Consider the following 14,085-nt stretch of genomic DNA (forward strand, 5'->3'; position numbering starts at 1 on the left):
AGGCGGCCTCACTCCGCCTGCTGCCGGGCAAGCTCGCGCGACACCGCCTGCGCAGGCCGCCTCGGGCCGAGCATGCGTCTTGTCGTGCCTTGCACGGCGATCGACACCAGCGCCGCGCACGCAAAGCTCAGCCACACGCCGTAGTGTGGCAGCATGGCCGCGGTCACCGCGAAGAACGCCGCGAACGAGGCGCGCCCGATCACCATGCCGCGCATCAGCAACGCGACGAAGTCCGCGCCATGCGCGCGCTGCGCCGACACCGCGAGCACGATGCCGAGCAACGGAAACACCGACAGCAGCCCGCTCCAGCTCGCGCCCATCGACGCGGACAAGCTTGTCACCGCGACCGTCAGCAACGCGCCGGCGACCATGCGCACGGCCAGATCGGCGAGTCCGACGCGCGCCGCCAGCACGTGGACCGTCACGCGCGGCAAGCCGCTTTGCGACGCTGCCACGGCCAAGCATGCCGCCGCCACTGCCAACCCAAGCGAACCGGGCAGATGCACGAGCAGCACCGCCAGCGCGAGCCACCCCGCCAGGCCGGCAACCAGCGCGAGCGGCCAACCTACACGCCGGCAGCTCCACGCATACGCGAAATTGAATGCTTCGGACGCGGCGATCGCCGCGATCGATGCCGTCGACGCCTGCGCCGCGAACGAGGGCCCGCGCTCCAGTGCGAGCAGCAGCACGATCGGTCCGGCGACGACCGGCAGTCCCGCCAGCCATCCCGCCACCGACGGCCCCCACACGCGCGCGGCCAACGTCAGCGCGGCGAGAAACGCCGGCACCAGCACGAGCTTGAGCGTCAGCAGCATGCTCTACGCTTGCAGCACGTGTTCGATGCGCCGGTCTGGCACCAGCCACCACGCCGCCGCAAGCGTGTAGAGCGCCGCCGAGACCCATGGCGCAACGAAGGCCAGCACGATGCCCGCCAGATAGATCACTACCGAGACCTTGCCCTTCAGGTCACTGCCGAGCGCTTTGGCGATGGTCGACTCCTTGCCGTGTTCGCGGATCAGCACACGGGTCAGGATGAAATACGCGATCGCCGACATGAACAGCACGACGCCGTACATCGCGGTCGGCCAGGAGGCCAGATGGTTTTCGCCCGCCCAGTGCGTGACCGCGGGCAGCAGCGACAGCCAGAACAGCAGATGAAGATTGGCCCACAACACCGCGCCGTTGACCTTCTGCACGGCATGGAACATGTGGTGATGATTGTTCCAGTAGATGCCGACGTAGATGAAGCTCAACACGTACGCGCAGAACACCGGCACCATCGGACGCAGCGCGGCGAGATCGAAGCCGTCCGGCACCTTCAGTTCGAGCACCATGATGGTGATGATGATGGCGATCACGCCATCGCTGAAGGCCTCGACGCGTCCCTTGCCCATCGGTGAATTTCCTGAGAATGAATGCGGTCGGGCGTACCGGTCGCCTGCGTTGCGCAGACCACCCGCGCCGCTGCCGATTATCAGCGATGCCGCGAGGCTTTGTCGATGCGCGTGATCTTCTGACTGGAACGCATGCACGCAGGCTCGACTCGCTCGCACGGCGCGAATTCAGGCTGCGTGCTGTGGGCGTCGGTCAATCCGGGGCACCGTCCGCGTGCGGATAGTAGACGGCGAGCCACACGCTCGGCTCCGTGTCGCTGGTCCATGCCACCCGGTGCCGGCAATGCGCTTCGATCAGCACGTGATCGCCCGGCTTCATGGGGTGCGGCGTTGGCCTGCCCTCGAACTCGAGCGTGGCCGCGCCGCTCAGCAACACGACCCACTCGGCGCGCGGACTGTCGTACCAGAAGCCAGGCGGGCTCGCCTGCCCCGTCGACACGATCCGCTCGATCGTCACGCCGCCTTGCTCGACGAGCGCGTCGATCTGCTCGTCGGCGGCCGGGGATGCGGATACGCGCGGCGCATGCTCGAACAGATTGCCGGTGGCGAGTGCGTGTTTCATCGTTTGCGAAATATCCGTGATGTGCCGTGCCGACGCGCGCGCCCCGCCGCTCATTCCATCGGCTTAAGTCCGTCGAGCAAGGTCGGCACCAGTTCGCTGATCGTCGGATGCACATGCATCGCGTACTGCAGGGTCGGATATGACGCCCCCGCCGTCATGATGTCGATGAAGTTGTGAACCGCCTCGTCGCCTTCGACGCCGTGAATCGCGGCGCCGAGTATCTTTTTGCTTTGCGCGTCGACCATCACCTTCATGAAGCCGTCGGTCTCGCCGCGTTCGCGCGCACGCCCCACGCGCGACATCGGCATGGTGGCGATCAGCGCATCCCGGCCCGTCTCGCGGCGCATCTCGCGCACCTCGGCTTCCGACATCCCCACCCGCGCGAGCGGCGGATCGACGAACACCGCGTAGGCCATGATGCGCGTATCGACGCTGCGCCCGCCGCCGCCGAGCAGATTGGCCGCGACGATCTGGAAGTCGTCATAGGACGTATGCGTGAACGCGCCGCGTCCGTTGACGTCGCCGATCGCCCAGACGCCCGGCACGTTGGTGCGCAATTGGCCGTCGACCGGAATCGTGCCGTGCCTGTCGGTCGCGATGCCGGCGGCCGCAAGGCCGAGGTCGTCGGTATTGGGCGCGCGGCCGGTGGCGAGCAGCAGGTGCGACGCTTCCAGCGCGGGAACGTTCTTCTCGAAGCCGATGCACACTTCGTTCGCGCGATGCGGATGCGGTTCGACGCGCGTGGGCTGCACCCCGAAACGGAACTCGACGCCTTCGCGGGCGAGCACCTTGCGCACCGATTCCGCGAAATCGGCATCCTCGCGCGTGAGCACGCGTTCGCCGCGCACCAGCACGGTCACCTCGCTGCCGAAGCGCCGAAAGATCTGCGCGAATTCGAGCGCGATATAACTGCTGCCGACGATCACCAGATGGCCCGGCAGCTCCGTCAGTTCGAGCAGATTGGAGTTGGTGTAGTAGCGAATTCGCTCCAGGCCTTGGAGCGGCGGCACGATCGCGCGCGTGCCGGTGTTGATGAAGATTTCGTCGGCGCTGAGTTCGCCGGGCGGATGGCCGTCCGGGCCGCTGACCGCGAGCGTATGCGCGCCGGTAAAACGCGCGTGGCCGTTGAACACCGTGACGTTATCCGTGCCACGCAGCCATTTCTCGACGCCGTCGCGCGACTGGCCGATGATCTTGTCCTTGCGCGCCTTGACCGCCGCCAGATCGACGCTGACCGGGCCGGTCACGTGCACGCCCAGTTGCGCGGCATGGCGCACGACGTGCGCCGCGCGGGCACTCGCGACATACGACTTGGTCGGCGTGCAGCCGACGTTCACGCAGGTTCCGCCAAACGCCCCGCGTTCGATCACCGCGGTCTTACGCCCGCTTTGAGCGAGACGTACGGCGAGCGGCGAGCCGCCTTGTCCGGTACCGATCACGACTGCGTCGAAGTGCTGTGGCATGGCAATTCTCCCGAGGCTGGGGTGCAGGTCGTAGCATCTTACGCTCAGTGCCTCGGGTCGCCATGCCGGCTTGCGCAATGGGGCTTATGGTTTGTCGCTGGCGGTTATTGTTCGCCGCGAAATTTCTCCGTCTGCGCTCAGGCGTGGCAGTGGACGGCGCAGATCAGTTCGCGCGAACGCTGCAGCGCGGCCTGCGCACCGCGCGCCGCGACAACCCAGCCGACCTGGCCGAGATTGAAGTCCTGCGACACCATCACCTGCATGAGGGCGACCATCGGCAATACCACCGACGGCCGGTAAAGCTGGTTTCTGATCAAGGCTGGCATGACGATTCCCATCGCGCGGCACCGTTGCGCAATCGCGCTCAATGTACGTTTCAATGGGAGAATTTTAGGGAGTGCGCGACCGTGGATAAATACCGGAAACGCGAAGGCACTTGTTTGGCAATCTGAACAATCGAATCCGGAATGCGTCACCGTCAGCGGTGGCTTGCCGCGTTCGCCCCGCCGCGCAAGGGTTCGCGCGTTCAGACGACGGACGGGATCTGGGCGCAGGCGGCCGCCTGCGCATTCGCCGCCATTTCACCCATTCACGGCGCTCATGGCAGTCAGCGCGCTCAAGGCGCGGCGCCGGCCACGCTCAACTGCGCATCGCACAAACTCCGCGCATACGCGCTCGCGCCGACCGGCCGGCTGTACAGATACCCCTGCTGTTTGTCACAATCGATCGCGCGTAAAAAGGCCGCCTGTTCGGCGGTCTCCACCCCTTCCGCGGTGACGTTCATTCCGAGCGAATGCGCCATCGCCACCACCGCCTGCGTGATCGCGATCGAATCGCGATGATCCGGCAAGCCCGCGACGAACGAGCGGTCGATTTTCAGGTTGTGCAGCGGAAAGCGCTTTAGATACGACAGCGACGAATAGCCGGTGCCGAAGTCGTCGACGGAAATGCGCACGCCCATTTCACTGAGCGCGTTCAGCATCGGCAGCACGGTATCGGTGTCGTGCATCAGCAGGCGCTCGGTGATCTCCAGTTCGAGCGCCGCGGGCTCGAGTCCGGACTGCCACAGACAACGCTCGACACGCTCCAGCAGCCCGTCGTTGAATTGCCGCGGCGACAGATTCACCGCGACGATCAGCTGCGGCGCCAGCGTGCGCCGCCATTGCGCGACCTGGGCGCAAGCTCGCGCCAGCACCCACTCGCCGATCTCGACGATCAGCCCGGCGTCCTCCGCCACCGGAATGAACTCGCCCGGCGACACGTTGCCCAGCTCGGTGTTGTACCAGCGCAGCAGCGCCTCCGCGCCGATCGTGCGGCCATCCTGGCTATCGACGATCGGCTGGTACACGAGGCTCAGTTCGTCGGCGGCGAGCGCGCGCCGCAGCGACTGCTCGATCGTGAAACGCCGCTGCAGATGCTGATTCAGCTCGGCGGTGAAGAACTGGAAGTTGTTGCGGCCGCGCTGCTTCGCGTGATACATCGCCGAGTCGGCGTTGCGCATCAGCGTGGCGACGTCCTGGCCGTCCTCGGGAAAGAGGCTGATGCCGATCGACGCGCCCAGGTAGTACTCGTTGCCCGCCACGGCGAACGGCACCGCGATCATGTCGAGGATACGGTGCGCGATGTCGATCAGGTGCCCGGTGCCGTGGTAGGCACTCACCACGATCACGAATTCGTCGCCTCCCACACGCGCGAGCGTGTCGTTGCGCCCGACGCAGGCCGACAGCCGCTCGGCCACGCTGCACAGCAGCGTGTCGCCGGCCTCGTGTCCGGCGGTGTCGTTGACCTTCTTGAAGCCGTCCAGATCGACGAACAGCACGGCGACGCTCGCCAGTTCGCCCGAGCCGTCCGGCGCGGCCGGTTCGAACAGATCGCGCATCCGTTGCGTGAGATAGGCGCGGTTGTAGAGGCCGGTGAGCGAGTCGCGGGTGGCGAGGAACTTGAGCTGCCGCCGCGCCTCGCGCACCGGGCCGATGTCCGTGAACGAGACCAGCACCGAGTCCGGCGCGGTTTCGCCGGGCCGCATGATCGGCACGACGTTCTCCGTAATCCACACGACGCCGCCGTCGTGCAGCTCCACGCCGATCGTGATGCCGAGCAGCGGTTTGCCGGACGCCAGCACCTGCGTGGTCGGACGCTCGGCCTCGGTCACGAGCGAGCCGTCCTCGTGATACGCGCGCGCCATCACCGTACGAATACTCTGGCCGATGACGCGCGGCCCCGCGCGAAGCATGCGTTGCGCGCTCGGGTTGCAGGCCAGCACGACGCCCGCGCGCGACTGCACGACGATGCCCTCGCTCAGGTGATCGACCACCAGCCGATGATGCTCCTCGCTGTGCGCAAGCCGTTGCGCCATCACGTCCTGATGGACCGCGAGACCGACGCTGCTGCCGATGTCGCGCAGGATCGCTTCTTCCTCGGCGTTCGGACGGCGCCGCGTGCGGTAATACACGGCGAACGCGCCGAGCACCACGCCGGCGTCGTTTTCGAACGGCACGGACCAGCACGCACGCAAGCCGAGCGGCAACGCGAGATGCCGGTAATCCGCCCATAGCGGATCGGTTTCGATGTCTTCGACGATGACGAGGCGCCGCTCGTACATCGCGGTGCCGCACGATCCCGTTTGCGGACCGATTGCGGCGCCGTCGATCGCCGCGCTGAAATGCGGCGGCAGCGTCGGCGCGCCGCCGATTCTGGCGTGCACGCCGTCGGGGTCCAGCAGCAGGATGGAGCAGGACGCACCTGCGCCGAGCAGCGCTTCCGCGCGGCGGCATACCTCGTCGAGCAATTCCGGCAGCGGCGTGTTGCGAGTGATCAGCCGCAGCACGCTACGCTCCGAGGCCAGCACCTCCTCGGCCCGATCCGCCCGGTAACGGGTGCCCTCGGGCGACGCTCCGATCGTGCCATCTGATGTCGCTTCGCAAGTCATATATGCGCCCCCCAACCCAACATCGGCAAGTTAGTGTACGCGGCGCACCGGGGTTTACGCGAACCGTGCGCGGGATTTTTGAGATGTGTGGCTTTGAAGTGTATGGGGTGGGGGTCGAGGTGCGGACCTGACGGCGGACTGGGCGGCGCATTTGACTGGGGACTTGGCTGCGGCGGACCTGACTGCGGATCTGGTTGCGGACCTGGTTGCGAACTGGGGGGCAGTAAGGGGCGGACAAGGGCGGGTTGGGGTGCAGCGCGGTGATCAGTTGGGGGACGGTGACGGCGGGCGCGGAACGCACGCCGAAGCAGTGGCGCGCGACGTGCCGATGAGAATTGGGTAAGCCGCTAATTCGTTGCCGCCAGCGAGACTGCGGACGGGCGGTCGCTGCGGTTCGCGGCGGATCGGATCGGCGTCCGCCGAAGCTGCGCCGCACCGGCGGCTACGGCGGGTTTGTGCATTTCAGCCTCCGCCGCCCGGTGGACGGCCTCCGCCACCGCCTGGTGATGGACCACCTGGCGACGGTTCGCCACCCCCCGCCCTGGGAACCGCCGCCTGACGGTCGACCGCCTCCGCCGCCCTGCTCTCCACCCGGCGGCCGTCCTCCTGAATTCCCCGGCGGCCGACCACTAGGGGCGCCCGTCCTCCCGCATTCCCCGGCGGCTGACCACCCGGCGGCCGCCGTTTCAAGGGCCGCGCACACTTGCCGGCCTGTGTGCGTTCGGATGCCTGAGATGCTGCACGCACAGGCGATGACGGCGTGCCTGACAGGGCCTTCGTCGACGGCGTGCGCGCCGCTGACTACCGCTACGCTGCCTACGTCGTCTGCGCCGTCTACTCCACTTACTCCACTTACTCCCGGCGCGCGCGAAGCAAGATTTGGTAACGACCAGGGCGAAGTCCCGCGTTTTTCGGGCGTCTGTCTTCCGCCCTCCCGGCCGATCATCCCTGCATGAAAAACCCATGCCCTGCCGGGACCGCCATGAAAGTCATCCGCCCGCTTCTGATCGCCGGCCTGATGCTCGCGCATCAGGCCGCCTATGCCGCCAGCTTCGACTGTCACAAGGGCCGCTCGCTAACCGAGAAAATGATCTGCGACGATCCCGCGCTGTCCCGGCTCGACGACACGCTCGGGCAACTGTACTGGAAAGCGCGGCGGCGAGTCGCCAACCGCCGCGCGTTTCTCAACGACAGCGACAGCAAGTGGGCGTGGCGGGAAACGAATTGCCGCGATACGACGTGTCTTGCGGCCTGGTACGCGACGCGTATCGATGAATTGCAGCGTCTGATCGACAGCATGCAAACGGGGACACCGCCTGCCCCTTTGGTGACACCTTGGCCCGATTCGCTGGTTGCGGCCGAGCCGGACGGCCGGCGCAAACCGCCACTGACCCTCGCGCGTGCCGCCACAACGGCGCTGCTCGAATGCACCGCCGCGAATCCCGGGCCGGTGATAAACGAGCAGTGTTCGACCGTGCTCGGGCAGACCGGCAAGTCATGGAAATACGAGCCGCGCGGCGGCGAATGGTTTTGCGGCGTCGCGATGTTGGGGCCGGCGCAAATGCCGGCGAACGCTGCGCAGTGAGAGGGCGTGAGGTGGGGTGCTACATCGGTAAACAGGCATGCATGCGCGCATGCCTGTTTGGGGCGCTGCGTAAAGCCTCAACCGACTGCCGTCCGGGCAACGGCGACCGCGCAAGCCGCGAGTCGCCAGTAGAGGCCCCTATCGACCGCTCCAGAACCGCCGCTGAACCTCCATCACCTCGGCTTCCATCTCCGCGACCGGCCCGATCACCTCGACCGCTTTCTGACAGTGATCGAACACATAACGGCAATCCACGCTCATGGTCGGATTTTCCGCATGATCCCCGGTCGCCTCCAGCAGACGCTTCTCGGTCATCCCGAACACCACCCGGCCGATGTTGGCCCAATACATCGTGCCGGCGCACATGCAGCAAGGCTCGACCGACGTGTACAACGTGCAGCTCCACAAGTATTCCGGCGTGAAGTTCAATGCCGCCACGCGCGCCAGCACCGACTCCGCGTGATTCACCGTATCGACGTTGCCCTGCTCCATCAGCACGGTTTCCTGATCCGGTCCGACCAGCACCGCACCGAATGGATGATGTCCCAGCAGCGTCGCCCGCTCGGCGACCCGGCTCGAATGCCGCAGATGCCGCACGATCTGCTCGGGCGTCGGCGTCAATCCCTGCGGCGGATAGTTCACCGCCCGCGCGGCGGCCTCGTTCGAGACGGTCAGACTCACGGGCGATCTCCTTCCATAATAGTTAGGCTACCCAATCAATTGATTACTTCGGCAGAGACCCGTCGACGCCCTGCACGAACCAGTTCAGACGCAACAGTTCCGCGTCGCTCAGCGACTTGCCGGCGGCAACTCTCATCGCGCCCGACTGATCCGCGATCGGACCGGCAAACGGATTGAACCTGCCGGAGACGATGTCGTCGCGCTTCTGGCCCAGCGCCTTTTGCGCGGCCGGCGACACCGCGCTGGTATTGATGTTGGCGAGGTCGATCGCGTTCTCCTTCAGCCCCCACCACACCGGCGTGTTATTCCACGTATTCGACATCACCTGCTCGACCAGATGCGAGTAATACACGCCCCAGTTGCTCACGCATGCGCCGAGTTGCGCGTTCGGCCCGAACTTCTTCATGTCGGAGTCCCAACCGAACGCATGTACCTTCTTCTGCTCGGCGGTCTGCATCGTCGCCGTCGAATCGGTGTTCTGGATCAGCACGTCGGCGCCCTGGCCGATCAGCGTCTCGGCAGCCTGCTTTTCGCGGCCCGGATCGAACCAGCTGTTGATCCACACCACCTTCACGCGCGCGTTCGGGTTGACCGAGCGCGCGCCCATCGTGAACGCGTTGATGTTTCGCACCACCTCGGGCACCGGCACGGAGCCGACGAAGCCGAGCGTGTTCGACCTGGTCGTGTAACCGGCGACCAGACCCGCGAGGTACGCGCTCTGATAGGTGCGCACGTCATAGGTCGCGAAGTTGGCCGCTTTCTTGTAGCCGGTCGCGTGTTCGAACACGGTGTCCGGAAAGTCCTTCGCGACCTTCAGTTCGAAATCCTGAAACCCGAAGCTCGACCCCACCACGATCTTGTTGCCCTTGGCCGCGAGGTCGCGGAACACGCGCTCCGAGTCCGCCGACTCCGGCACGTTCTCGACCCGCGTCACCTTGATCCTGTCGCCGAACTTCGCCTCGACTTCTTTCACGCCCTGCTCGTGCGCGTAGGTCCAGCCAGCGTCGCCCGGATTGCCGAGGTAGACGAACGCGATGCCGACCGGCTGCGGGCTGGCCGCTGCCGCCGTCCCGGCGCCGAGCGCCAGCGTCGCGGCGACGCCCGCGCCAACGCTTGTGACGAACGCAGCGGCGGCCAGCACGGTGCGCACGGCCTTGCCGCGCGATGAGAGGTTCAGCGTCGGGTTCAGTCTTCGCGCCAGCTTTGTTTTCATGGGTTCTCCGTGGATAGGTGAGGGGTGGCTGCCGCAACATCCGGAATTTCCGGACAAGGCTTCAGCATACGGGGCCATATTCGAAGGCCAATTTCCGCGGAAAAATTATTTTTCGTTATCCCGCACATAACGGAATGCGTATTTTGATAACGGGGGGAGATGTTCGATAACTTCGAACGAGTACGTCGCAAAAGTGGCACGTCAAGCGTGTCCGGCAGGCGCATTATCCTACTCACCAACCCGTCACACCTTTTCGGAGAAACAGAATGACTCGCTTCCAGAACAAAGCCGTTCTCGTCACCGGCGGCAGCAGCGGCATCGGCTTCGCGGCAGCCCAGGCATTCGCGGACGAAGGCGCCCGCGTGGTCATCACCGGGCGCGACGCCGACGCCCTCGCAACCGCCCGCGCCGCGCTCGGCGCCAACGCGGTCGCGGTGCGCAACGACGCCGGCTTGAGCGCGGCGGCTCGCGAACTGGCCGCGGCGATCGACGCCGCGGGCATCCGGCTCGACGCCGTGTTCGTGAACGCGGGCACCGCGAAATTCGCGCCCTTCCCCGAGGTCGACGAAGCCTTCTGGGACGCGACTTTCAACACCAACGTCAAAGGCGCGTACTTCCAGATCTAGGCGCTGCTGCCGCTGCTGAACAAGGGCGCGTCGATCGTCCTCAACGGTTCGATCAATGCGCATATCGGCATGCCGGCGTCGTCGGTGTACGCGGCGAGCAAGGCGGCGCTGATTTCGCTGGCGAAGACGCTGTCGGCGGAATTGCTGCCGCAAGGCGTGCGCGTCAATGTGGTGAGCCCCGGCCCCGTGCAAACGCCGTTGTACGGCAAGCTCGGCCTCGACGCCGCCGCGCTTGAAGCCACCGCCGCGCAGATTCTCGGCCAGGTGCCGGTCGGCCGCTTCGGCAAGCCGGAAGAGATCGCGTCGACCGTGCTGCATCTCGCCGCGCCCGAGTCTGCGTTCATCGTCGGTACGGAAATCATCGCTGATGGCGGGATGAGCCAGCTTTAAGGCCGTGCGCCCGCGAGCCGTTTGAACGGCTCTTATGCGGTCATGACGACCGGCCGCCTGACAAGCAGCGGCCCGGTTCGTCAGCGGATCTTTCTTGCCGCACCACCCCCGCTCCCGATACACCGGGCCGCCTGTATGGCGCCCCGGCGGGAGCCCCTTTTTCCAACGACGAGACGATCATGCGTCTGAAACTGTCTTCCGTTCTGCTGGCCGCCGCGTTGTCGATGTCGCTCGCGGCCAACGCGCCGGCCGCGCACAGCGCCGGCGACATCACGCACGCGAACGGCGCGCGCCTCGCGCTCGCGTCGAACGCACCGGCGCTCGCCACGGCGGCCGCGCAAATCCGCGATGGCAAGATCGACGTCACCGGCGTGCGCTACCACTATCTGCTGGCGATGGGACACGGCACGCCGGTCGTACTGCTGCATGGCTGGGGATCGACCTCGTTCATGTGGCGCTTCGTGATGCCGCAGCTGATCGCGCGCGGCTACACCGTGCTCGCGCCGGACCTGCGCGGCCTCGGCGACACGGCGAAGCCCGCCACCGGCTACGAGAAGGCCAACATCGCCGAAGACATTCATGCGCTCGTCGCGCAATTGAAGCTTGGCCCCGAGGTCAACGTGGTCGGTCACGACATGGGCGGCATGGTCGCTTATGCGTATGCCGCGCAGCATCCGGACGAAGTGCGCTCGGTCGCGATTCTCGACGTGCCGTTGCCCGGCATCGAGCCATGGGATCAGATCGTGCAGATGCCGCGCACCTGGCATTTCCGCTTTTACGCGCTGCAGGACCTACCGGAAATGCTGATCGCAGGCCGCGAACTGGCATACCTGAAGTGGTTCCACAATTCCGAAGCGGTCAACTCGCGGGCCTTCACTGATGAAGTCGAGGAAACCTATGCGCGCGAATACGCGATGCCCGGTGCGTTGCGCGCGGGCTTCGAGTACTACCGCGCATTCCCTGCGGACGCGCGGCAGAACCAGGCCTTCGCGCAGCACAAGCTGGCCATGCCGGTGCTGGGGATCGGCGGAGCGGGCAGCCTGGGGCCGATCGTCGGCGAGGAACTGCGCCATGTCGCGCTGGATGTGCAGTCGGTGCAGATCGATGGCGCGGGGCATTGGGTCGCCGAAGAGCAGCCGGATGCCGTCACCGATACATTGCTGAGGTTTTTGCCGCCAGCGCGGTAGAAGGCGTTGTGATGTGCGTGCGTCGCTGCGCGCGCATCCCGCGGCGTGCCCGCGTGCGTCGCCTTCCCGCGCATGCCGTGCGCCGTGGTTCGTCAGTGCGGGTTCACCAGTGCGGGTATCAGTGCGTGAACGCCCCGCACGCATCAGTGAATCTTCGGCGGCGGCTCCGGGTCCGCCTCATCCAGCGCATCCCCCTCACCATCTGCGAATAACTCCGCGCAAAGGCCCTCGCCAAGCTCACTCAGCCGCGCGGTCCCCGTCCCCTCCTCCGTGAAGGTCGCATCCACCAGCCCGCCGTCGACCAGCGCCGTCAACTGCCGCCGCAAGCCGCTCATCGGCACGCCGGCCTGCTTCGACAGTTTGGCGAGCGACCACGCGCCGCCCGGCGTCTGCCGATGCGCGCGCCACAGTTGCGCGAGCACGGCGACCAGCACCGGATCGAGATCATCGTCATCCATTCATGTCTCCTCGTGCGGTCACGCCATCTGCGTGACCAGTTCGCCCAGCGTCTTCAGCGCCGCTTCGGTCTGCAAGGTCCACGGATAGCTGTAGTTGAGCCGGATAAAGTGGCGAAAATCGTTGCGCGTCGAAAACATCATGCCGGGCCCGACCGTGATGCTGCACGCAAGCGCCGCCCGATAGAGCCGCATCGAATCGACGCTGGCGGGCAATTCCACCCACAGCACATAGCCGCCTTGCGGCGCCGACACGCGCGTGCCGACCGGAAAGAAGCGCTGCACCAGCGCCGTCATGATGCTCGCCTGCTGCCGGTACGCCTTGCGCACGTGCCGCAGATGACGATCGTAGCCGTCCTGCCGCAAATAGTCGGCGACGGCGACCTGCGGCACCGACGGCGTGGTCAGCGTGTTGAGAAACTTCAGCTTCTCGACCTGCGCGCGGTAGCGCCCCGGTAGCGCCCAGCCGATCCGGTACGACGCCGTCAGGCTCTTCGAAAACGACGCGCAGTGCAGCACCAGTCCCTTGCGGTCGAAAGTCTTCAGCGTCGAGGGCCGCGCGTCGCCGAAATACAGCTCCTGGTACACGTCGTTTTCGATTGCGGGAATCTCGTGCGCGGCGAGCAGCTCGACCAGTTGCCGCTTGCGCGCGTCCGGCATCTGGAAGCCGAGCGGGTTCTGGAAGTTCGGCATCACCATGCACGCGGCGATCTTTTGCATGGCGATCACCCGCGCGAGCGCGTCGATGTCGATGCCGTGCACCGGATGCGTCGCCACTTCGATCGCGCGCATGCCGAGCCGCTCGATCGCGTGCAGCATCGCGTAGTAGGTCGGCGATTCGACCGCCACCGTGTCGCCAGGTTTGGCGACCGCCTGCAAGCTGAGGTTGATCGCCTCGGTCGCGCCTAGCGTGATGACGATCTCGCCGGGATCCACCGGCATGCCGTTTTCGGCGTAGCGCCGCGCGATCTGCCGGATCAGTTCGGGGTTGCCCGGCGGCAGGTCGTCGATCAGATTCCAGCTTGCCTGACGGCGCGCGATCGCGTTCGCGTACTGGTTGATGCGCCGCCACGGGAAAAGCGACGGGTCGGGATACGGCGAGCCGAACGGCACCGCGTCGTGCGCGCGGATGCTGCGCAGCGTCGCCAGCACGAGCCGGCTCACGTCCACTTCGGCGGCCACCGGCGGCGCGTCGCGGCCGGGCTGCAGCCCCGGGCCCGGGCCCGAGGGCGACGCATTCGGCGCGAGCGCCCGCGCGGCGGCGTCGCGCACGAAATAGCCGGACTGCGGCCGCGTCTCGACGATCCCCCGGCTTTCCAGCAACGCATACGCGTGCAGCACCGTTTTGATGCTCACGCCGTGCTGCTGGCTTGCCTGGCGCACCGACGGAATCCGCTCGCCGGCCGCGAACACGCCACGGCGCACGGCTTCGGTCATGTCATCGGCGAGCTTTTCGTAGAGTTTCAAGGGCTTGGGTCAAACGAAAGCGGCGTTCGGAGCGCCAGTCTATGACAGAAATCATGCAACTGTATCCCTTCTCTTTCCGATTTTCTGTATGCAGCGCACTTTTCGGAACACAGTAGGCTTGCAGGCATCGGCT

General features: G+C 66.2%; 12 protein-coding genes and 1 pseudogene. 3 read left to right on the forward strand and 10 right to left on the reverse strand.

The features are described 5' to 3' along the window. Positions 1–8: 8 nt before the first annotated feature. The 6 genes from PQR02_RS09695 to PQR02_RS09720 all read right to left on the reverse strand — a co-directional run bounded on the left by PQR02_RS09695 (position 9) and on the right by PQR02_RS09720 (position 6,348). Entirely contained in the window at positions 9–815 is an 807-nt protein-coding gene (locus PQR02_RS09695; RefSeq protein WP_408228958.1) for a hypothetical protein, read from the reverse strand. 3 nt (positions 816–818) lie between these two features. Beyond that, positions 819–1,394 carry a TMEM175 family protein gene (locus PQR02_RS09700; protein WP_408228961.1) on the reverse strand — a complete coding sequence of 192 codons (576 nt, stop codon included), beginning with the start codon at positions 1,392–1,394 and terminating at the stop codon, positions 819–821. A gap of 193 nt (positions 1,395–1,587) precedes the next feature. Further along, positions 1,588–1,956: a cupin domain-containing protein gene (locus tag PQR02_RS09705; RefSeq protein ID WP_408228964.1), complete on the reverse strand. Its 369-nt coding sequence runs from the start codon at positions 1,954–1,956 to the stop codon at positions 1,588–1,590. Between the two features lie 50 nt (positions 1,957–2,006). After that, complete coding sequence (locus tag PQR02_RS09710) at positions 2,007–3,419, reverse strand: FAD-containing oxidoreductase (RefSeq protein ID WP_408228967.1); 1,413 nt, start codon at positions 3,417–3,419, stop codon at positions 2,007–2,009. A 137-nt stretch (positions 3,420–3,556) separates the two neighbouring features. After that, positions 3,557–3,745 (reverse strand): hypothetical protein, encoded by a 189-nt coding sequence (locus PQR02_RS09715; RefSeq protein ID WP_115105230.1) that lies wholly within the window; start codon positions 3,743–3,745, stop codon positions 3,557–3,559. Positions 3,746–4,035: 290 nt separating this feature from the next. After that, complete coding sequence (locus tag PQR02_RS09720) at positions 4,036–6,348, reverse strand: putative bifunctional diguanylate cyclase/phosphodiesterase (protein WP_408228970.1); 2,313 nt, start codon at positions 6,346–6,348, stop codon at positions 4,036–4,038. Between the two features lie 982 nt (positions 6,349–7,330). Between PQR02_RS09720 and PQR02_RS09725 the strand changes: the two genes are divergently transcribed. Next, positions 7,331–7,933, forward strand: a complete 603-nt coding sequence (locus tag PQR02_RS09725; RefSeq protein WP_408228973.1) for a lysozyme inhibitor LprI family protein — start codon at positions 7,331–7,333, stop codon at positions 7,931–7,933. A 138-nt stretch (positions 7,934–8,071) separates the two neighbouring features. Here the strand turns inward: PQR02_RS09725 and PQR02_RS09730 are convergent, their stop codons facing one another. Next, the gene (locus PQR02_RS09730) at positions 8,072–8,614 is read right to left on the reverse strand and encodes a nucleoside deaminase (RefSeq protein WP_408228976.1); all 543 of its coding nucleotides are present in this window, start codon (positions 8,612–8,614) and stop codon (positions 8,072–8,074) included. A 43-nt stretch (positions 8,615–8,657) separates the two neighbouring features. Further along, complete coding sequence (locus PQR02_RS09735) at positions 8,658–9,827, reverse strand: BMP family ABC transporter substrate-binding protein (protein ID WP_408228979.1); 1,170 nt, start codon at positions 9,825–9,827, stop codon at positions 8,658–8,660. 266 nt (positions 9,828–10,093) lie between these two features. On the opposite strand from PQR02_RS09735, the pseudogene PQR02_RS09740 reads away from it, so the two are divergent. Together PQR02_RS09740 and PQR02_RS09745 are read left to right on the forward strand one after the other, a co-directional pair. Further along, a pseudogene (locus PQR02_RS09740) lies at positions 10,094–10,843 on the forward strand (SDR family oxidoreductase). 179 nt (positions 10,844–11,022) lie between these two features. Beyond that, complete coding sequence (locus PQR02_RS09745) at positions 11,023–12,030, forward strand: alpha/beta fold hydrolase (RefSeq protein ID WP_408228982.1); 1,008 nt, start codon at positions 11,023–11,025, stop codon at positions 12,028–12,030. 143 nt (positions 12,031–12,173) lie between these two features. Here the strand turns inward: PQR02_RS09745 and PQR02_RS09750 are convergent, their stop codons facing one another. Together PQR02_RS09750 and PQR02_RS09755 are read right to left on the reverse strand one after the other, a co-directional pair. Next, entirely contained in the window at positions 12,174–12,488 is a 315-nt protein-coding gene (locus tag PQR02_RS09750; protein ID WP_408228985.1) for a helix-turn-helix domain-containing protein, read from the reverse strand. 18 nt (positions 12,489–12,506) lie between these two features. Next, positions 12,507–13,952 (reverse strand): aminotransferase-like domain-containing protein, encoded by a 1,446-nt coding sequence (locus PQR02_RS09755; RefSeq protein ID WP_408228988.1) that lies wholly within the window; start codon positions 13,950–13,952, stop codon positions 12,507–12,509. Between the last annotated feature and the right edge of the window lie 133 nt (positions 13,953–14,085).

This window comes from Paraburkholderia sediminicola (assembly GCF_046026895.1).
GTDB lineage: Bacteria > Pseudomonadota > Gammaproteobacteria > Burkholderiales > Burkholderiaceae > Paraburkholderia > Paraburkholderia sediminicola_C.